Here is an 18,701-nt window from a genome sequence, read left to right as displayed (position 1 = left end):
CGATGCAGCCGACCGTCTATCTCGTCGACGACGACAACCATCTGCGCAAGGCGATGACGCAGACGCTGGAACTCGCCGGCCTCGCCGTTACCCCTTTTGCCAGCGCTGCCGAAGCGTTGAAGACGCTGGATGCGAATTTCGACGGCGTCGTCGTCAGCGATATCCGCATGCCGGGCATCGACGGCCTCGCCTTCTTCCGCCGCATCGAAGCTTTCGACGCGGATCTGCCGGTGATCCTGGTGACCGGCCATGGCGATATCCCGATGGCAGTGCAGGCGCTGCAGGATGGCGTCTACGACTTCATCCCCAAACCCTTTGCCGCCGACCGGCTGGTGCAGAGCGTGCATCGCGCGCTGGAAAAACGCCGGCTCGTGATGGAAAACCGCGCGCTGAAACGGGCCGCCGAGACGGCCGGCGACAACCTGCCGCTGATCGGCCAGACGCCGGTCATGGAACGTTTGCGCCAGACGATCCGGCACATTGCCGATACCGATGTCGACGTGCTCGTCGCCGGCGAGACGGGCAGCGGCAAGGAGGTGGTGGCGACGCTGCTCCACAATTGGAGCCGACGCCGCAACGGCAACTTCGTGGCGCTGAATTGCGGGGCGCTGCCCGAAACGGTGATCGAAAGCGAACTCTTCGGCCACGAACAGGGCGCCTTCACCGGCGCCTTGAAGAAGCGCATCGGCCGGATCGAGCATGCGAGCGGCGGCACGCTGTTCCTCGACGAGATCGAGGCGATGCCACCGGCGACTCAGGTGAAGATGCTGCGCGTTCTGGAAGCGCGCGAAATCACGCCGCTTGGCACCAACCAGGTTCGTCCGGTCGATATCCGCGTCATCGCGGCTGCCAAAATCGATCTTGGCGACCCGGCGCAGCGCGGCGATTTCCGGGAAGACCTCTACTTTAGATTGAATGTCGTAACGCTGTCGATCCCGCCGCTGCGCGAACGCCGAGACGATATCCCGCTGCTCTTCTCGCACTTCCTGACCCGGGCGGCCGAGCGCTTCAAGCGCGACGCGCCTGTGGTCACATCGGCCGTGCAGAGACATCTGATGACGCATGCCTGGCCGGGCAATGTGCGCGAGCTCTCGCACTTTGCAGAACGCGTGGCGCTTGGTGTCGAAGGTCCGCTGGGACAGCCGATTGCGCCCGCCGAACAGTCTGGATTTGCGCTCCCGGAACGGCTCGAACGCTACGAGGCGGAGATCCTGAAAGAGGTGTTGCGGGCTCAGCGCGGCGACGTCAAGGCGACGATCGAGGCGCTCGGCATTCCGCGCAAGACCTTCTACGATAAGCTCCAGCGCCACGGCATCAACCGTGCCGATTACGCCGAGCGGGCCGCACCGGAAAAGGCCGGCCGCTAGCGTCAAATCCGAATCCGCAAACACATGCAATAGGTGCATCTTTGTCGGCAGGCGAATTCACGCTTGACGACCCGGGCCGATCGATGGCTATGATCTAGGCATTCACCAGGGGGGTCCCGCAAGGGGCTGAGATTCTGCTGGATGGCCGGATTGCCGGCTGTGGCGCAGTGACCCGTTGAACCTGATCCAGTTCATACTGGCGTAGGGACGGTGCAGATATCGAAGCCAGGATTCCGTGCGTCCAGCATCTGGCGGAGCGTCTTTCATCCTTCCGGCATCAGAACTGGGTCTCCAATTGCAAACTTGGAGCCTTGTCATGAATATTGCCACCAAACCCGCAGCCCTCACGGTCACGCAAGGACCGCTTCCCGCCTCCCGCAAGATCCACAAGCCGGGCGTGCTTCATCCGGATATCCGCGTGCCGATGCGCGAGATTGCGCTCCACCCGACGTCGGGCGAGCAACCGGTTACGGTCTATGATTCCTCCGGCGCCTACACCGCCGACGACGCCGAGATCCGCATCGAGGACGGCCTGCCGCGGCTGCGCCGCAACTGGATCGTCGACCGCGGCGATGTCGAAACCTATGAGGGACGCGTGGTCCGCCCCGAGGACAACGGCTTTGTGAGCGGCGACAGGCTGACACCGACCTTCCCGTTCCAGCATGCGCCGCTGAAGGCCACGGGCGGCCGCGCGGTGACCCAGCTTGCCTATGCCCGCGCCGGCATCATCACGCCGGAAATGGAGTTCGTGGCGATCCGCGAAAATCTCGGCCGCGACGCGGCGCGTGCGAAGGTCCGGGACGGCGAAAGCTTCGGCGCCCACATCCCCGATCACGTGACACCCGAATTCGTGCGCCAGGAAATCGCCAGCGGCCGGGCGATCCTGCCTGCCAACATCAACCACCCGGAATCCGAGCCGATGATCATCGGCCGGAACTTTCTGGTGAAGATCAACGCCAATATCGGCAACTCCGCCGTCACCTCGTCGATGGCGGAAGAGGTCGAAAAGATGGTCTGGGCGACGCGCTGGGGCGCCGACACCGTCATGGACCTTTCGACCGGCCGCAACATCCACAACATCCGCGAATGGATCATCCGCAACTCACCGGTTCCGATCGGCACCGTGCCGCTTTACCAGGCGCTGGAAAAGGTCAACGGCATTGCCGAGGACCTCACCTGGGAAGTCTATCGCGACACGCTGATCGAGCAGGCTGAACAGGGCGTCGACTATTTCACCATCCATGCCGGCGTCCGGCTGCACTACATCCCGCTCACCGTCGATCGCGTCACCGGCATCGTTTCGCGCGGCGGCTCGATCATGGCCAAGTGGTGTCTGCATCACCATCGCGAGAGCTTCCTTTACGAGCATTTCGAGGAAATCTGCGACATCTGCCGCGCCTATGACGTCTCCTTCTCGCTCGGCGACGGCCTGCGCCCCGGCTCGATCGCCGATGCCAACGACGCGGCACAATTCGCCGAACTCGAAACGCTCGGCGAGCTCACCAAGATCGCCTGGGCCAAGGATTGTCAGGTGATGATCGAAGGCCCCGGCCACGTGCCGATGCACAAGATCAAGGAGAACATGGACAAGCAACTCGCCGTCTGCGGCGAGGCGCCGTTCTACACACTCGGACCGCTGACGACGGACATTGCGCCCGGCTACGACCACATCACGTCGGGCATCGGCGCGGCGATGATCGGCTGGTTCGGCACCGCCATGCTCTGCTACGTCACGCCGAAGGAGCATCTCGGTCTTCCCGATCGCAACGACGTCAAGGTCGGCGTCATCACCTACAAGATCGCCGCCCATGCCGCCGATCTCGCCAAGGGCCATCCGGCCGCCCAGGTGCGCGACGACGCGCTATCGCGCGCGCGCTTCGAATTCCGCTGGGAGGACCAGTTCAACCTCTCGCTCGACCCGGAGACGGCCCGTAACTTCCACGACGAGACACTGCCGAAGGAAGCGCACAAGGTCGCGCATTTCTGCTCCATGTGCGGCCCGAAATTCTGCTCGATGCGGATCTCGCACGACATCCGCGCAGAAGCGCAGAAGGAAGGCCTGGAGGCAATGGCCGCGAAATACCGCGAGGGCGGCGACCTCTATATGCCGGTGGAAGGGGCGGCTGGCGCGGCCGAGTAGACGACAGAGACTCGTTGAAGGGGCCAGTCACGGCCCCTTCAGTTCACTCAGGGCTCCGCCTCCCGCCTCGGAAGCGGAAGCGGCGATCGCCAAGGCTCTCCTCCTCCGTCATGCTTGGGCTTGAGCCGAGCATGACGGAGGGTGGGAGGCGCGCCAACGACCCCGTTCAATCAACAAACATGCAACGTCCTCTGTCCCTCTCGCGACGCCTCAGCGATGAGGGCGATCATCTGTATGTCGTGGCCGCCGCCAGAGGCCCGCACCTTGCGCTCCGTGTCGCCCGTCCCCCCAATTGCTTGTCCCCACATCGATTGAACGATATGCAAGGCGCACGCAAAAGTCGCTGTCGGCGAAATTCATTCGCGGCGGGCAGCCGAACTGTACCCGCGCAAAAGTCCTGCAGGACGACGCAAGAACGCCGTTTGCACAAGGAGAATGACTTGAGGACATGCCTGTTGAGACTGACGGCCTTGTCCATAGGAGCCCTTGCAGCATTCGGCGGAGATCTGCCGCGCCTCAACGGTGACCGGGGCTTTGCCGGGGGCCTTTCCTGGATTTCCGCTGCCCATGCGGACGACGCCGATGCCGGCGGCACGAATGGTGAAGGTGCCGCGGGCGGCAGCGACCAAGGTAGCGAAAACGTCGGGAGCGGCGGAAGCAACGGCACAGAGGGTGGCGGCGATTGGGGCTCCGGCGATGGTAGCGGCGTGGGCGGCGAGCCCGGCGGGACCGGGGCTGGCGGTGGAGGCGGCGTCATCGACGGAAGCGGCCTGAGCGGCGGAGACAGCGAGCGCCACTCATCCTCTTCGCGCGACGGGCGGGATTACGGACCAACCGGCAGCGTATGGTACGGCGGCAGCAGTTTCCTCAATCTTTTTCGCCGGACACCGGAAGAGCCTCCCGAGGGGAGCGGGCCAGAGTCTTCCACCCGGCAGAAGAGCGATGCGGGATCCCGCAAAAGCGCGGGTCACACCAGAACAGAGCCCTGAAGAGATGTCTGCTTCGTCGCGCCGAAGGATGCCGTGTGCTGTTTATCGCGGACATAGAAGCGTCTGCGCCTGGATGCTTGGGCCAAGCCCTGGCATAACGGAGCAGCGGGAGGCGCGCTATCGATCCCGTTCGATCAACGAACGCGCAACGTCCCTATAGCCCTATAGCCCTCTAGCGACCACTCACCATCCGCTCGACCACATCGAGCAGCACGTTGGCGCCGGCGACCAGATCATCCGGCTCCGTGTGTTCGCGCGGATTATGGCTGATGCCGTCGCGGCTCGGAACGAAGATCATCGCCGTCGGCGCGATGCGGGCGATCATCTGGGCGTCATGACCGGCGCCCGAAGTCATGCGCCGGCTCTTGAGGCCTCGCGCCTTCGCCGAAGCCTCGACCGCTGCGACGATGCCCTGATCGAAGGCGACCGGCTGGAAGCGTGCCAGCCGCTCGACCGAGATCGTTACCCCCTCTTCCGCGCCGATGCGCACCAGAAAGTCCGCAAGCGCCGCTTCGAGCGCCTGCAGCCGATCCTCGTCCGGATCGCGCAGATCGACGGTGAAGGCGGCACGCGATGGGATGACGTTGATCGCGTCGGGCTCGAAACGCATGGTGCCAATGGTCGCGACACTCGGCGCGTTCGACCGGGCAATATGCTCGCGCAGGAAGAGGCCGACACGCGCGGCCGCGAGACCGGCGTCGGAACGCATTGCCATCGGCGTGGTGCCGGCATGGTTGGCGACGCCATCGATCGTCACGCGCTGCCAGGAAATGCCCTGCAGGTTCTCGACGGCACCGATCGAAAAGCCCTCGCGCTGCAGCACCGGCCCCTGCTCGATATGAAGCTCGACATAGGCGTGGGGCTTGAGGAACCCCGGCTCGATGTTGCCGGCATAGCCAATCCGCTCGAGTTCCTCGCCCAGCGACGAGCCATCCGTGCCGATGGTCGCGAGCGCTGCGTCCAGCGGCAGGCCGCCGGCATAGACGAGCGAGCCGAGCATGTCGGGCGCAAAACGCACGCCCTCCTCATTGGTAAAGGCGGCAACGACGATCGGTCGGGCCGGCGTCACGCCACGGTCCTTCAGCGTCTCGATTACTTCGAGCGCGGCGAGTACGCCGTAACATCCGTCATAGATGCCGGCATTGATGACCGTATCGATGTGCGAGCCGAGCATGATCGGCGCTTCGCCGCTGTTTTCCTCGCTGCGCCAGATGCCGAAGATGTTACCAATCTGATCCACGGCCACATCGAGGCCCGCCGCCTCGATCCAGGCGACGAGGCGGTTGCGGCCGGCCTTGTCGTTGTCGGAGCCGGCCAGCCGGGTCAGTCGCCCTTCTGCATCGCGACCGATTTCGCCAAGCTCGCGGATGCGCCCGATGAGGCGCGCGGCGTCGATGGAAGGAAATGACATGTTATTCCTGCTTTCATGCGGATTTTGGTTCATGGCCGGCTATCAGCCAACGCCAGTCTCTGCCGGATAATCTCGGCGTGATAACGCGCGCCGAAGATCAGGGCGTCGTCGTTGAAGTCGTAACGCGGATTGTGCAGCGGCGCCGATGTCTCGCCATTGCCGATGAAGACGAAGCAGCCCGGAACGTGCTCAAGGAAGCGTGCGAAATCCTCCGAGCCGGTCATCGGCTCGGCGGCCGTTGCGACATTCCCGGTCCCGAACACCGTTTCTGCTGCGGCAAAGGCGTGGCCGGTCAAGGCCGGGTCATTGATCAGTGGCACGAACTCGCGCGTGTAGTTGACCTCGACCTCGCAGCCATAGGCATCCGCCGTACCCTTGGCGATCACCCGCATCTCCGCTTCGATCCTGGTGCTGACCTCCGGGCGGAAGCTGCGGGCATCGCCGAGGATGCGGGCGAGACCGGGCAGCGCGTTGCGCGTGCCGTCGGTCAAAAGCTCGGTGACCGAAACGACACCGATATCCGTCGGCGAGAGGCGGCGCGACACGATCGTCTGCAGATTGACGACGGTGGCGCAGGCGGCGACCAGCGTCTCGTTACCCCAGTGCGGCCGCGCCGCGTGCCCGCCGACGCCTTTGAGCACGATCTCGAAATTGTCCTCCGCCGACATGATGGCGCCGACGCGGGTTTCGAAACGGCCGACCGGCAGCCCCGGCATGTTGTGCAGGCCGTAGATTTCGTCGAAGGGAAAACGTTCCATCAGTCCGTCGTCGAGCATCGCCAGCGCGCCCTTGCCCCACTCCTCGGCCGGCTGGAAGATAAAGCATGCGGTACCATCGAAGCCGCCGTCTTCGGCGAGCATCTTGGCGGCGCCAAGCAGCATGGCCGTGTGACCGTCATGGCCGCAGGCATGCATGGTGCCGGGCTTCGTCGAGCGATAGGGAAGCTCTCCCTGTTCCGGTATCCGCAGCGCATCCATGTCGGCCCGAAGCGCTATGGCGCGGTTGCCGCTGCCGCGTTTCAGCCGACCGACGACGCCGGTACCACCGACACCTTCCACCACCTCGTCGAGCCCGAATTCCCTGAGCTTTGCCGCAACGAAGGATGAGGTGCGTTGTTCCTCGAAACCGAATTCCGGGTGCGCGTGCAGGTCGCGGCGCCAGGCGGTCATGTCCTTCACAAGCCGGTCAAAATCCATTCCCGCCATGGTCATCCTCTTTCGTTCGATGTGTTGGCGACGGTCTCGGGCGACAGGCCGACCAAGGCAGCGTAACGCTCTGGGTCCGTCGCACCCTCGGTATTGATGACGAAGACGCGCGACTGCGCGGTCAGTCCGAGCGTTTCCCGCAGCGCTGGATCGCGGGCAACCGAAAGCAGCCCGGCCAGGCCGACGCCGCCGCTTTCGCCGGACACGATCGCCGGGTCAGAGCCTGTCGGCCGCGCAAGCCGGTTCATCACCGAAACGGCATCCTCCTCGTCGACGGTCATGAAGGCATCGGCGACGCGGGACAGGATACGCCAGGCGACAAGCGACGGCTCGTAGCATTCGAGCATCGCCATGATCGTCGGCTCGCCATGCGCCACCTTGACCGGATGTCCGGCTCTGGCGCTTTCGTAGAGGCAGGCGGCGCGCGCCGGATCGACGACGACGAAACGTGGACGCTCCGCGCCATAACGTAGCGCCATATGCCCCGCGGTCGCCGCCGCAATGCCGCCAACGCCCGCCTGCACGAACACATGCGTCGGAGGCTCTTCCATCTGCCGCAGCGCCTCGCTCAGCAGCGCCGTGTAGCCCTGCATCACCAGGCCGGGAATGTATTCGTAGCCCGGCCAGGTGGTGTCCGAGACGACGGTCCAGCCATTTTCGTCACAGACCCGCGCGGCCTCCCGGACGGAATCGTCGTAGGTCCCGGCAACGCGGACGATCTCCGCGCCATAGGCCGCGATCGCCTCGATGCGCGTTTCGCTGACGCCTCCGTGCACGAAGATCACCGCTTTCGCGCCGACAAGCCGGGCGCCCATGGCAACCGAGCGGCCGTGATTGCCATCGGTGGCGCAGCCGAAGGTCTGGGCGGCGGCAATTGCCCGAACCTCTGGCCGGTCGAGATCGTCGAGATCGATGCTGCGACCGAGACGCCGTTCCGCCTCCTCGACCACCAGCCGGATCACCGCATAGGAACCGCCAAGCGCCTTGAAACTGCCGAGACCCAGGCGATGGCCTTCGTCCTTGACGAAGACGCCCGCAATACCGAGTTCGTCCGCCAATGCGGGCAAGGCATGAAGCGGCGTCGGCCGATGGTCGGGGCGGCGCGCAAGCTGCTGCTCGACACGGGCGGCGGCGGCAAGCGACAGCATGTCGGCATCCGCGGGCAGTAGCGAGTGGCCGAAATCGGCATGGGAATTGGCGAGAAACATGGTGCAATCTCCGTAGACCACGAAAATCTATTTCATCGTTGCCGAGAAATGCGCTCTAAATGGCCGTCGAGAATGCAAGTTTGTAAAGTTAATGGGGTGCCGTGGCGTGGGGTTCCACCTTCAGGGCCCGGAGAGCAGGAACCGAAAGGCACTGGATGGCACCGTCGAAAAAGCCACAGGTCGAACTGGATCGCTTCGATCTTGCGATTCTCGCCATCCTGCAGAAGGACAATACGACGCCGCAGCGCCAGATCGGCGAGGCGGTCAATCTGTCGGCGCCCGCCGTCCAGCGGCGGATCAAGCGCATGGAAGAAACCGGCGTCATCCGCGCCAATGTCGCGCTGATCGATCCGGTCAGCGTCAATCAGGCGCTGACGATCCTGGTGGAGGTGGAGGTCGAAAGCGAGCAGATCGCCCTGCTCGATGCGGCCAAGGCGGCATTCACGGCGGCACCCGAAGTGCAGCAATGCTACTATGTCACCGGTGACGTCGACTTCATGCTCGTCGTCATCGTGCCGACCATGGCCGACTACGAGGCCTTCACCCGGCGCATGTTCTTCGGCAATGCGAACATCAAGCGCTTCCGCACCTTCGTGACGATGGATCCGGTGAAGGTCGGACTTTCGGTCCCGCTCTAGGACAAGTCCGGAAGCGGCGCAGCGATTGCCCGACGTTGGAATTCACGGTCTATTTCGTGCCGGAGAGCGCCTTCTTCTCGGCGTCCGCATCGAGCGGCTGCCCGGCGCCGATCGACGTCAGAAAAGCATCGACGGTCTCAAGCGAAGAGGCGGGCGCATAGCCGTCTCCGCCTTCCGGCCTAGTGACGGCGAGCCGCGTCTGCCAGGTCGACGCCTTGCGGCAGGCGACCGACACCAGACCGGGCTCACCGGGCTGGGCGAGTTCGTATTCGCGGCAGAGCTGCCCCGAGCCGAGCTCGAAGGCCGATACCAGCCGGACCGTCCCCTGCCCTTCTCCAACGGCGACTTCGTCTCCCGAAGCCGCCTTGTCAAGGATGGCGGAGAGCGCCGGGCCGACAGTGCCGGCCACCTGCATCGCGCCCGGCACCCCGCCTGGATCCGCCAGCCCACCGCCGCGAAGCAGGTAGCCGCCAGCGCCGCCGACGACCACCAGCAGCGACGCTGCCAGCGCCATCAGAAACCGCGAGGGGCTACCGTTCGGCGACGCCGGCTGATCCGCAGGGCGCCGGAAGGCCACGACATTATCGCCGGCTGCAGCCGGTGCGTCCGCCGCGCGCGCTGCGTCGCCCGCGGCCGCCGCCATGGCCCGCACCTTAGCGACCAGTTCGTCCGGCACCGGCTCGTCGAGCACCGGCTTCAGCGCCTCGCTTGCGGCGGCGCGCGTTTCCATGAACATCGCCACGCGCGCCATCAATTCGTCGTCCGTTTCCAGCGCCGCCTCGACACGGCGCATTGTCGCCTCGTCGAGTTCGCCGTCGGCGAACGCCATCAAGATCTCATCGCTGAATTCCGTGTCGCTCATCTTGTCCCGCCTCTCATGTCCTGTGAACGCGCGACCGGCGGTTCTATTCCCGTTGCCTCCGCAAGATTTTTACGCGCCCGGGCGAGCCTGCTCATGACGGTTCCGATCGGAATGCCGAGAACTTCGGCTGCCTCCTTGTAGGAAAGCTCCTCGACGCAGGTGAGGATCAGTACCTCGCGCTGTTCGAGCACCAGGCCGTCGATCGCAGCCGCCACGCTCTTCAGCGCCATGCGCGCCTCGCTCCCGGCCTCGCCCGAAGGAACGGCGAGTTCGGCCTGCGCCTCGATCTCCTCCGTCGGGCCGGCGGTCTTCTGCCGGCGCAGCTGGTCGATCCAGAGGTTGCGCAGGATGCGGAACATCCAGGCGTCAAAGCGCGTGCCTTCCTCGAAGCGGTCCGAACCGGCTAGCGCCTTTTCGCAGGCCGCCTGCACCAGATCGTCGGCCACGTCGCGCGACCGGCAAAGCGAAATGGCAAAGCGGCGCAGGTTCGGCAGAAACGCGACCAGGCGCTCGCCGAAGACGATGGTCGGATCCGTCATCGGGCGTTCCTTTTGGCGCTACCCTTCGTCACCGGTGGAATAATTTGTCCATTCATCCGTTGAGCGTTATGGGAACTACACCCGAAAGTCACCACTTATGGTCCGTCCGTTCACGGTAAGCTTTCGTTTTCGGATGCCGCTACACAAGGAGAAAACCTTGAAAAAACGCCTGTTTCGACTGACCGTCCTGTCGTTGTGCGGCCTGGCAACCGGTGCTGGGGATCTCTCCTTTGGCGGTAGTAACGATGGCAATTCAACCGTTCGCTTTGCCTCAATCAGTCAGGCCCAGGCGGACGACGACGATGACGATGGTGGCGGTGGCGGTTCGTCCCGCGGCTCAGGCGATCGCGACTCAAGCAACACCTGGCGGGGAGGCGGCAATCTGCTCGATCTCTTCCGCGGGACGTCGGAGCGCCGCGTCGTGCGCCAGCGTCCGGCAGCGCGCCGGGCAACGCATGTTCCCGGTGAAATCATCGCGCTCGGTCTCAACGATGCCGCTATCCAGCGCCTTGCGGAAAGCGGCTTCACAGTGCGTGCACGAGAGCCGCTCGGGCTTTCGACGACAGAGATCGTCAAGCTCGGCGCCCCCCGCGGCATGACGCTCGAGGATGCCCGCCGGCAGGTCGCGGATGCGACGCCCGGAGCAATCGCCGATCTCAACCACTATTTCGAGCCGAACGAAGGCACCGCCTCACCGGCTCCCTGTGCCGACGGCGGTTGCGCGCTCGTTCGCACCGCCATCGGCTGGCCCGACGCCGGCGCCGCGTGCCCGGCTGCCGGTCCGATCGGGCTGATCGACACGGCGATCAACCCCGCCCATCCCTCACTGAAAGACGTCAGGCTCGACATCGTCAGGCTGGCGGAGGAAGAGGCACCGGAATCCGGCCGCCAGCACGGAACCGCAGTCGCAGCTCTCATTGCCGGGCCGAAGGACAGTCGCGCGCCGGGCCTGCTCGGCAATGCCCACCTGATCGCCGTCGACGCCTTCCAGCGTAAGGGCGGCGAGAGCGATATCGCCGAGACCTACGATCTGGTACGCGCCATCGATCTCCTGGCCTCGCGCAAGGTCGCGGTCATCAACATGAGCCTCTCCGGGCCACACAATCTGCTGCTCGAAAAGACCGTCGCGCTCGTAGCCGAGCGAAACATCATCCAGGTGGCGGCGGCAGGCAATGACGGCCCGCGGGCTAAACCCGTCTATCCCGCCGCCTATCCGGCGATGATCGCGGTCACCGCGGTCGACCGCAACTTCAAGCCCTATCGCCGCGCCGGGCGCGGCGACCATATCGATGTCGCAGCACTCGGCACGAGTGTCTGGACGGCAGCCTCGATCGAGGGGGCAGCGCCCAAGACCGGCACATCCTTTGCCGCCCCCTTCGTCACGGCTGCCTCCGCCATTCTCAGGGCCTCGCATCCGTCGCTGTCGGCCCAGGAAGTTGCAAAACTCGTCACGGAGACGGCGCAGGACCTCGGCGCGCCGGGCAAGGATCCCGTGTTCGGCTGGGGCGTTCTCAATGCCCGCGAGCTCTGCCGCTCGTAGCAGCGTCGAGCGGGCAGCACTGAACTACGGCTTTTGCCAATCCATGACCAGGAACGAGGGGACCCTTCTAAAGAGGTCCCTTTGTTCCGGTTCGCCGCCACGCGGCAATGGTTCGTCGAAATAGCGCAACTGCAGGCCCGCTCCCAGCAACAGCGACATGTAGGTGCTGAGCGGCCGGTGCCAGTTCATGACCCGAAGATCGCCCCAGCCGATCCAATCGGACCGTTCATCCATGTAGTGGTCGATCATGAAACTGCGCTTGCCATCGCCGCCATCGCGCCAGCCGGTCGGGTTGCTGGCGCTGTAAAAGCTGGTCAGGTTCGCGATCAGCAGATGACCGCCCGGGCGGAGAACCCGGTTCATCTCGCCAACCGCCGCATCCAGATCGGCGATGTCGATGAGGCTGAGATAGGCAACGACCAGATCGAAAGTCTTCTCCGCGAAAGGCAGTCCTTCGGCCTGTGCGATGCGATAGTCACCATCGGGATGCAGACGCCTCGCCTGACTAACGAGCGACCCGGCGGGATCGATGCCGACGGTGCTCAGCCCCTCCGCCGTAAGCAGCCGGCAGAACCGCCCCTCGCCGCACCCGACATCGAGGACAGCCCTTGCCCCGCTTTGCCGCGCCCTTTCGAGCATGGGCGCATCGAGGACGAAGCGCCGCGCAAAATCCCCCTCGGCGCCCAGCCCGGAAATCCAGGCAGCCGCCGACTCCTCCCATCCATTTGACATTTTGCGTTTGGTCCTCGTGATCCGTCCTGCGTTTACGAAGACTGCGAGGACAACCTTGGCGATTGCATGACGTAGCCGCCGCGCGGCTCCGGCGGGAGACGGCAGCGCCGCCGTCCCGCCAGAGTGTGGCCGTTTTGTCAGGCAGCCAGTCCGCGTTCGTTGAGCAGCATTCCGACGCGCACCATGCGCACGGCATCTTCAGCCGCACGAACGAGCAGTTTCGGCGCGGCGTTGATGGCATCGTCGAGGGTGCAGGGCGCCTTCAGGATCGAGGCGAAAGCGTCGATGCCGTGCTCGAAATTGAGGGTCACGCCCTTGCCAATCGTACCGGCGAGAGCGATCACGGGGCGGCCCGCCTCCTTCGCCCTGTGCCCGACCTCGGCCGGCACCTTGCCGAACGGCGTCTGCCCGTCGAGGCTGCCTTCGGCGGTGATCACCAGATCGGCCCTGGCGATCATGCTGTCGAGATCGAGATAGCGCATCACGATGTCGTAGCGCGGATGCAGCGCGCCGCCGAGCAGCCCCATGACCGCCGCCCCGAGACCACCGGACGCGCCCGCTCCCGCTACGTCGCCGACCGCGATACCGGTTGCCGTCTCGATGGCTGCGGCATAGGTCTCCATCGCAGCCGCGAGCAGTTCCACCTGCTCCGGCGTTGCGCCCTTCTGCGGCCCGAAGACACGGGCAACGCCGCGTGCGCCGAGCAGCACATTGTGCCAGTTGACGGCCGCGTCGATGCGAACCTCGGCGAGGCGCGGATCGCGGCCCGAAATGTCGATGCGCGCCAGCGACGCCAGTGCCGCACCGCCGGGCGCAAGCGGTTTGCCCTTCCGGTCGAGCAGCTTCACGCCCAAGGCTGCGGCCATGCCGGCGCCGCCATCGTTGATGCCGCTGTCGCCGCAGCCAAGCAGGATACGGCGGGCGCCGGCGTCGAGGGCCGCCCGGATCAGCTCACCGACGCCGTAGCTGGTGGTGAGGCAGGGGTTGCGCCGATCGCGCGGGACCAGTCGCAAACCGGCGGCCGCGGCCATTTCGATGACGGCCGTGCGTTCGGACTGCCCGCCGAGGAAACCGAAATGCGAGGCGACGGGTTCGCCGAGCGGGCCGGTCACGGTCAGTTCGTGCAGGCTGCCGCCGGTGATAGCGACGAGCGCCTTGGTGAAGCCTTCACCGCCGTCGACCATGGGCACCTTGAGGACCTCGGCGCTCGGGCAGGCGCGCAGCACGCCCTTCTCGATGCAGTTGGCAGCTTCTTCCGCCGACAGGCTTTCCTTGAAACCGGATGGTGCAACCAGAATGGTAAGTGACATGTGACAATCTCCTTGCACTTTTGTGACAATGCGGATGCAGGGGAGAAACGGCAGCTCGCCACGTTTATTCCGGCCGAAATGCAGAATTCTTTCTTTTACGAAAAGAAAAAGAAAAGAGCCGAAGCGACAGACGCTTCGGCTCTTAAAATGACATTATATCAGATGCTTATCGTCATGTTTCCAACCCGACTGCAGGCCAGATCACAAGCGCGAACAGGGCAAGCAACGCGATGAACGGGAGCGCCAGCATCAAGGCCAAGCGCAGGAGATCGGAAGGGCTGAAAGCGGGTGGTTCCATACCTCCGAACAGCGCTACGGGCTTCGCCGAAACCATCAGCGTCTGGCAAAAGCCACTACCTATGGCTGTGACCATGATGAGGCTGGCGGGGCTGACCCCGAAGCCCGCCAGTGGCAGCGCAACGGCCGGAATGAGCACTGTCGCGCGAGCCGTTCGCGAGGCAAGGACGATATGGGCAAAGGTCGCGACCGCAATGGCGAGAAGCACGACCAGCCACGCCGGCGGCTTGCCGATCTGGCCGAAGGCACCGATCAGGCGATCGGCAAGTTCCGTCGCCGTGCCGGTCGACAGCAGCGCTTCGCCGATGACGAGCGTGCCGGCAAGAAACAGAAGCAGGTTCCACTCGACACCCTTCAGCGCCTTGCGAAACGGCATGCCGGAGATCTTTTCCGACGCAAGGACAAGAGCGCCGACGAGTGCCACCACCGGCAGCGCGATGCCGTGCAGGTCCGAGGTCGCGAGTGCTGCGACGATCGCAGCGGTCACGGCAAGGATTGCCTTGTCGCGCGCCGAAAACGGAGGTTTCTCCGTAGGCGCGGCCGGCAGGTCGAAGCGCGAGTTCCGGTCGGCATCGTCGAGGAAGAAGCGCAGGATCAGGCCGCAGGCAAGGAGGCTCGTCAGCAGCGCGAAGGGCGCGGCAAGCAAGGCCCAGCCGAGAAAACCCGGCGCCTCACCGCCGCTGCGGCGAATGAAATCGACGGCAACGAGATGGGCGCCAGCGCCGGTCAGCGAGGCGGCCGCCGAAAGCAGGATCACCGACGGGAACAGGAGGGCCAGCGCGCGGGTGACGCCAGGGCGGCCGATGGTCGAGGCAAGCCCCAGGAAGACCGGCATGAAGATCGCCGCCCGCGCCGAGGTCGAGGGGATGACGAAGGCAGTCACGAAGATCGTCAGCGTCACCACCCAGAACAGCCGGCTGACATCGCGGAAACGGGCAAGCAGCCGGAAGGCGAGCCGCTCAACGAGACCAGATGCCTGCAGCACCGCCGCGATCACCGATGCCGCCATCATCAGCCAGACGATGTCGTTGCCAAGCGCGGCATAAACCGCCTCTTCGCCGACGGCGCCGGTCACGGCCAAAGCCGCCGCCCCGGCAAGCGCCACCGGCGTTTCCGGCAGGTCGAAGATCGTCCAGCAGATCAGCGTCGTCGCAAACACCATCAGCGAAAGGCGCATCGGCAGCACCAGGCCGTCGGCCGCGAGAAAGATCAGGACGGCGGCAAAGGCGACGAGCATTGCGCCGACGAGCAGGCGCACCTGACTCACCGGCATATGGCCGTCAATGCGTTCGGCTACCGCCGCGTTCAGGGTGACGAGGTCTTTTTCCGAAGCGATCACCGGGCTGATGGTCATAGCTACGCTCCCTTTTTGCTGGCCCAGGCTCGCGCGGCAACCGCGCCGCACGAAAGCCACCGGGCTGATTTCGTGGGAGGGCAAACGGGGTGTCGGGCGGTTTATTCCGCTCGTGCCCGACAATTTTCGGCGCTGGAGGCCCGAAAGCCCGAATTGAGCGAGATCAATGCCTGTTCTCCTGACAGGCAGAGACTGGTGCCAGATGACCTCTTTCAAAAGGAGAGTTTCATGTTGATCAGGGAAATGTCGCGGCAGGAATGCATCGACCTCGTCGCCGAGAACCACATCGCCCGCCTCGGGTGCGTCCGGGATGGCCAGCCCTATGTCGTGCCCATCCAATATGCTTTTGCCGCCAACAGGCTCTACGGCTTTTCGATGCCCGGGCAGAAGATCGACTGGATGCGGGCCACTCCCCGCGTCTGCATTCAAATGGACACGGCAACGGACCGGAAGGACTGGCGAAGCGTCGTCATCTACGGCCGCTATCAGGAACTGCCGGATACGAAACAATGGCATCGCGAGCGCATGAACGCCTGGTCGCTTCTCGAACAGCGCGTGAACTGGTGGGAACCGGGCGGTCTGAAGCCCGGCGATCAGGCAATTACCGGCGCCTCGCCGCATCTCTTCTTCGAAATCGAGATCGATGAGGTGACCGGGCGGGCAGCCACTGTGGGTTGATGACCGTCGGCGCGCAGTCAGATGGCTGCGCGCTCGGCCGTGCCTGTCAATGGGCCATCAGCACGGGTACCACTGCGTTTTCGAGCATCGAGCGGGTGACGCCGCCGAAGACGCGTTCACGCATTCTGGAGTGGCCATAGGCGCCCATGACGATCAGATCGGCGGCCACGTCGGAAGCGAAGCGATTGATCACGTCATCGACCCGATGCCCGCCGCTCGGCAGCCGCTCGACGGAAACCGAAACGCCATGCCGGGCAAGGTAGCCGGCGATATCGGCACCGGGTTCCTCGCCGTTCTTGCCGTAGGCGGAACGCGGGTCGACCATCGTCACGTGGACGATCTTGGCGCCCTTCAGCAGGTCGAGCGCTTCGCGTACCGCACGGGCCGCTTCCAGCCGGGAGTTCCAGGCAAGCACCACCGTCCTCGGATCAAGCCGCGCGGGCTTGCCCTTGGGGAGGACGAGGACCGGTCGCGCGGAGTTGAACAGCGTCCCGTCGATGGTGCGCGACCGTAGCTCCGGGTCCAGCATCAGGCCGTCGCCCACGAGCGTCAGGTCGGCATAGCGTGCGCGCTCGCCGATCTCGTCATCGGCCCAGGCAGCCTCGGTGTATTTCGTTTCGACGCTGAACGAGATGCCTTCCCGGGTGAGAACGTCGGTTGCGCTTGCCACGCAGGATTCGAGCTTGTCGACCTCGCGCTGACGTTCGTTCAGCCAGTCAATCGAGATGGCGGCGGCAAAATCGCCGATCGGCGGAGAAGCGGCGAGCTTGACGATCAACAGGGAGAGGTGAGCGTTTGCCGAAGCGCAGACCTGTGCCGCGGCACGCAGATCGTCTGCGGAATGATCGACGCCGACCACGGCGAGAATTGTCTTGTATGTCATCGCGTTTCCTCCTCGCGACCGGACTTAAGAACTGAGTCAGCCTAGGCAAATGCGCACCCGGCGACATTGATCCCCGTCAACCGGGATCATGGAGGAAAGCGTATAATTATGGGGGGCTCTACGCGCAGGCGTCTACGCCGACCGCCCTCGTTGCGGGCGGGCCGGCGAAGACGGTCATTGCCTCCGCCGCCCAATTGCTCCGCAAACTCGGCCTCACGGCCTCGACCGCGCGGGCCTGAACTTCAGTCGTCAGGCACCCCGGCGCGCGACGACCGGCACGTAATGTTCGAGCTCCGGCGCCGGGAAGTTGAGCGTCGCGTTGATTTCTGCCGACCGGTAAAGCCCCATCAGCATCTCGACGACAGCAAGGCCGTCCTCGAAGGTTTCGAGCGGCTTTTCGCCCTTGCGGAAGCACTCGACCATGTGGCGGTTTTCGTCGGTATAGCCGTAGACGCCGGCCTCGTCCTCGAGCACCGGCATCAGGCCCTGCTCGGCATTCTGCTTTTCGACGAGATCCTCGCCCTCCGAGCCCTTGACCTCGCGCGACATGAAGATCTTCAGGCCGGTAGAGAGCGAATTGTATTCGAGCGCATATTCCGGTCCGAGCAATTCGAGCTGGATGCGCAAGCCGGCGCCGACATAGGCCCAGGAGGTGGTCGCCTCGATCATCAGCTCGTTGCCGTCCTGGTCTTCGAGCGTCACCGTGGCGCGGGCAAAATCCTCGGACGGCCGGTTGCGATAATCGACCTCGTTGCCGAAGCGATTGCGCAGTTGTTCGGCATAGTGGGGACGCGTCCATTTGAGGTTGGCGACGGTGCCGTTTACCGCCTTGATCTTCAGCGAATTGCGCGGCGCACCGGGCGCCGTCAGCAGGTAGCGCGCGACCTCGACGCTGTGGCACATCATGTCCGAAAGCACGCCGCCGCCCTGCTTGTCGCCCTGCCAGAACCAGGGTTCGTGCGGGCCGGAATGTTCCTCGGCCGCGCGCGCCAGATAGGGGCGCCCGGTGGTCGTCGCCGCGCGCCGCCAGATGATTTCCTTGCCACGCAGCACCGGCGTGCAGAAAACCTGGTTTTCCAGATAACCGTGGTTGAGGCCGGCATCCTCGGCCAGCGACAGCATCTCGCGGGCTTCGGCAACCGTGCGGGCAAGCGGCTTTTCGCAGGCAACGGCGAAGACCTTGCTGCGGCCGTCTTTGACGGCCTTGTGCAGCGAACGCATGACGTCGATGCGGGTGTAGTTGGGCGAAAGGATCCAGACCGCGTCGACGTCATCGGCGGTCAGCAGCGCTTCCAGGCTTTCATGCGTGCGGCAGCTGCCGAGACCAAGCGCCTCGACCTCATTTGCAAATTTCTCGCGGTTCTCGGCCTTGCGGCTGAAGACGCCGGTGACCTCGACATTACGCACGCCGATCATCGATTTCAGATGGAAATGGGCGATGAAGCCCGATCCGACGAAACCCACGCGCAGCGTCTGCTTCGGTAGCTGTGTCATTCTCTTCTCCCATTGATCGATTTTGGTAACGGCGGGGTGCGGGCGGAAAACCGC

General features: G+C 64.6%; 16 protein-coding genes and 1 riboswitch. Of the genes, 6 read left to right on the top strand and 10 right to left on the bottom strand.

Annotated elements, in window-relative coordinates; all coding sequences use genetic code 11:
• Positions 1-2 precede the first annotated feature (2 nt).
• The 3 genes from IB263_RS15540 (at position 3) to IB263_RS34475 (ending at position 4,496) form a co-directional block, all read left to right on the top strand.
• On the top strand, positions 3-1,367 hold the full coding sequence (locus IB263_RS15540) for a sigma-54 dependent transcriptional regulator (protein ID WP_034805697.1): 1,365 nt from the start codon (positions 3-5) through the stop codon (positions 1,365-1,367).
• A gap of 97 nt (positions 1,368-1,464) precedes the next feature.
• A riboswitch (TPP riboswitch) is annotated at positions 1,465-1,593 on the top strand.
• 90 nt (positions 1,594-1,683) lie between these two features.
• Positions 1,684-3,507, top strand: a complete 1,824-nt coding sequence (gene thiC, locus IB263_RS15535; RefSeq protein ID WP_034805694.1) for a phosphomethylpyrimidine synthase ThiC — start codon at positions 1,684-1,686, stop codon at positions 3,505-3,507.
• Positions 3,508-3,977: 470 nt separating this feature from the next.
• Positions 3,978-4,496 carry a hypothetical protein gene (locus IB263_RS34475; protein ID WP_156553071.1) on the top strand — a complete coding sequence of 173 codons (519 nt, stop codon included), beginning with the start codon at positions 3,978-3,980 and terminating at the stop codon, positions 4,494-4,496.
• Between the two features lie 172 nt (positions 4,497-4,668).
• On the opposite strand, the gene IB263_RS15525 is transcribed toward IB263_RS34475, so the two are convergent.
• Genes IB263_RS15525 through IB263_RS15515 form a run of 3 tightly spaced genes read right to left on the bottom strand, consistent with a single transcriptional unit; the run spans position 4,669 to position 8,320 of the window.
• Entirely contained in the window at positions 4,669-5,907 is a 1,239-nt protein-coding gene (locus tag IB263_RS15525; protein ID WP_034805688.1) for a Zn-dependent hydrolase, read from the bottom strand.
• Between the two features lie 29 nt (positions 5,908-5,936).
• Positions 5,937-7,112, bottom strand: coding sequence for a M20 aminoacylase family protein (locus tag IB263_RS15520; protein ID WP_090425852.1), 1,176 nt, complete (start codon positions 7,110-7,112; stop codon positions 5,937-5,939).
• Positions 7,113-7,114: 2 nt separating this feature from the next.
• Positions 7,115-8,320 carry a diaminopropionate ammonia-lyase gene (locus IB263_RS15515; RefSeq protein ID WP_060581035.1) on the bottom strand — a complete coding sequence of 402 codons (1,206 nt, stop codon included), beginning with the start codon at positions 8,318-8,320 and terminating at the stop codon, positions 7,115-7,117.
• A gap of 155 nt (positions 8,321-8,475) precedes the next feature.
• Between IB263_RS15515 and IB263_RS15510 the strand changes: the two genes are divergently transcribed.
• A complete protein-coding gene (locus IB263_RS15510) occupies positions 8,476-8,958 on the top strand; it encodes an Lrp/AsnC family transcriptional regulator (protein ID WP_034805679.1) in 483 nt (160 codons plus the stop codon).
• A 49-nt stretch (positions 8,959-9,007) separates the two neighbouring features.
• Here the strand turns inward: IB263_RS15510 and IB263_RS15505 are convergent, their stop codons facing one another.
• On the bottom strand, positions 9,008-9,820 hold the full coding sequence (locus IB263_RS15505; protein WP_034805676.1) for an anti-sigma factor: 813 nt from the start codon (positions 9,818-9,820) through the stop codon (positions 9,008-9,010).
• Positions 9,817-10,359: an RNA polymerase sigma factor gene (locus IB263_RS15500; protein ID WP_034805673.1), complete on the bottom strand. Its 543-nt coding sequence runs from the start codon at positions 10,357-10,359 to the stop codon at positions 9,817-9,819. Before IB263_RS15500 ends, IB263_RS15505 begins: the two co-directional genes overlap by 4 nt.
• A 133-nt stretch (positions 10,360-10,492) precedes the next feature.
• On the opposite strand from IB263_RS15500, the gene IB263_RS15495 reads away from it, so the two are divergent.
• Positions 10,493-11,899 carry a S8 family serine peptidase gene (locus IB263_RS15495; protein ID WP_192438682.1) on the top strand — a complete coding sequence of 469 codons (1,407 nt, stop codon included), beginning with the start codon at positions 10,493-10,495 and terminating at the stop codon, positions 11,897-11,899.
• Positions 11,900-11,923: 24 nt separating this feature from the next.
• Here the strand turns inward: IB263_RS15495 and IB263_RS15490 are convergent, their stop codons facing one another.
• The 3 genes from IB263_RS15490 to IB263_RS15480 all read right to left on the bottom strand — a co-directional run bounded on the left by IB263_RS15490 (position 11,924) and on the right by IB263_RS15480 (position 15,592).
• Positions 11,924-12,631 carry a class I SAM-dependent methyltransferase gene (locus tag IB263_RS15490; RefSeq protein ID WP_034805671.1) on the bottom strand — a complete coding sequence of 236 codons (708 nt, stop codon included), beginning with the start codon at positions 12,629-12,631 and terminating at the stop codon, positions 11,924-11,926.
• 137 nt (positions 12,632-12,768) lie between these two features.
• A complete protein-coding gene (locus IB263_RS15485) occupies positions 12,769-13,941 on the bottom strand; it encodes a glycerate kinase (RefSeq protein ID WP_034805670.1) in 1,173 nt (390 codons plus the stop codon).
• Between the two features lie 172 nt (positions 13,942-14,113).
• A complete protein-coding gene (locus IB263_RS15480) occupies positions 14,114-15,592 on the bottom strand; it encodes an SLC13 family permease (RefSeq protein WP_234798788.1) in 1,479 nt (492 codons plus the stop codon).
• Between the two features lie 228 nt (positions 15,593-15,820).
• Here IB263_RS15480 and IB263_RS15475 point away from each other — a divergent pair, with 228 nt between their 5' ends.
• The gene (locus IB263_RS15475; protein ID WP_034805669.1) at positions 15,821-16,270 is read left to right on the top strand and encodes a pyridoxamine 5'-phosphate oxidase family protein; all 450 of its coding nucleotides are present in this window, start codon (positions 15,821-15,823) and stop codon (positions 16,268-16,270) included.
• Between the two features lie 46 nt (positions 16,271-16,316).
• Here IB263_RS15475 and IB263_RS15470 read toward each other — a convergent pair whose 3' ends face one another.
• Together IB263_RS15470 and IB263_RS15465 are read right to left on the bottom strand one after the other, a co-directional pair.
• Entirely contained in the window at positions 16,317-17,153 is an 837-nt protein-coding gene (locus IB263_RS15470; protein ID WP_034805667.1) for a universal stress protein, read from the bottom strand.
• 249 nt (positions 17,154-17,402) lie between these two features.
• Positions 17,403-18,647 carry a Gfo/Idh/MocA family protein gene (locus IB263_RS15465; RefSeq protein ID WP_034805665.1) on the bottom strand — a complete coding sequence of 415 codons (1,245 nt, stop codon included), beginning with the start codon at positions 18,645-18,647 and terminating at the stop codon, positions 17,403-17,405.
• Between the last annotated feature and the right edge of the window lie 54 nt (positions 18,648-18,701).

It is taken from the genome of Ensifer sp. ENS03, from assembly GCF_014852035.1.
GTDB lineage: Bacteria > Pseudomonadota > Alphaproteobacteria > Rhizobiales > Rhizobiaceae > Ensifer > Ensifer adhaerens.
Note: the sequence above shows the minus strand (reverse complement) of the source record. Positions and strands in the feature narration are given on the sequence as shown.

Bases quoted from the DNA above. Each gene is read 5' to 3' on its own strand.
- IB263_RS15520 (WP_090425852.1), bottom strand. From the start codon at position 7,112: ATGGCGGGAATGGATTTTGACCGGCTTGTGAAGGACATGACCGCCTGG.
- IB263_RS15515 (WP_060581035.1), bottom strand. From the start codon at position 8,320: ATGTTTCTCGCCAATTCCCATGCCGATTTCGGCCACTCGCTACTGCCC.
- IB263_RS15490 (WP_034805671.1), bottom strand. From the start codon at position 12,631: ATGTCAAATGGATGGGAGGAGTCGGCGGCTGCCTGGATTTCCGGGCTG.
- IB263_RS15540 (WP_034805697.1), top strand. From the start codon at position 3: ATGCAGCCGACCGTCTATCTCGTCGACGACGACAACCATCTGCGCAAG.
- IB263_RS15480 (WP_234798788.1), bottom strand. From the start codon at position 15,592: ATGACCATCAGCCCGGTGATCGCTTCGGAAAAAGACCTCGTCACCCTG.
- IB263_RS15500 (WP_034805673.1), bottom strand. From the start codon at position 10,359: ATGACGGATCCGACCATCGTCTTCGGCGAGCGCCTGGTCGCGTTTCTG.
- IB263_RS15505 (WP_034805676.1), bottom strand. From the start codon at position 9,820: ATGAGCGACACGGAATTCAGCGATGAGATCTTGATGGCGTTCGCCGAC.
- IB263_RS15495 (WP_192438682.1), top strand. From the start codon at position 10,493: ATGCCGCTACACAAGGAGAAAACCTTGAAAAAACGCCTGTTTCGACTG.
- IB263_RS15470 (WP_034805667.1), bottom strand. From the start codon at position 17,153: ATGACATACAAGACAATTCTCGCCGTGGTCGGCGTCGATCATTCCGCA.
- IB263_RS15525 (WP_034805688.1), bottom strand. From the start codon at position 5,907: ATGTCATTTCCTTCCATCGACGCCGCGCGCCTCATCGGGCGCATCCGC.
- thiC (WP_034805694.1), top strand. From the start codon at position 1,684: ATGAATATTGCCACCAAACCCGCAGCCCTCACGGTCACGCAAGGACCG.
- IB263_RS15510 (WP_034805679.1), top strand. From the start codon at position 8,476: ATGGCACCGTCGAAAAAGCCACAGGTCGAACTGGATCGCTTCGATCTT.
- IB263_RS15465 (WP_034805665.1), bottom strand. From the start codon at position 18,647: ATGACACAGCTACCGAAGCAGACGCTGCGCGTGGGTTTCGTCGGATCG.
- IB263_RS15485 (WP_034805670.1), bottom strand. From the start codon at position 13,941: ATGTCACTTACCATTCTGGTTGCACCATCCGGTTTCAAGGAAAGCCTG.
- IB263_RS15475 (WP_034805669.1), top strand. From the start codon at position 15,821: ATGTTGATCAGGGAAATGTCGCGGCAGGAATGCATCGACCTCGTCGCC.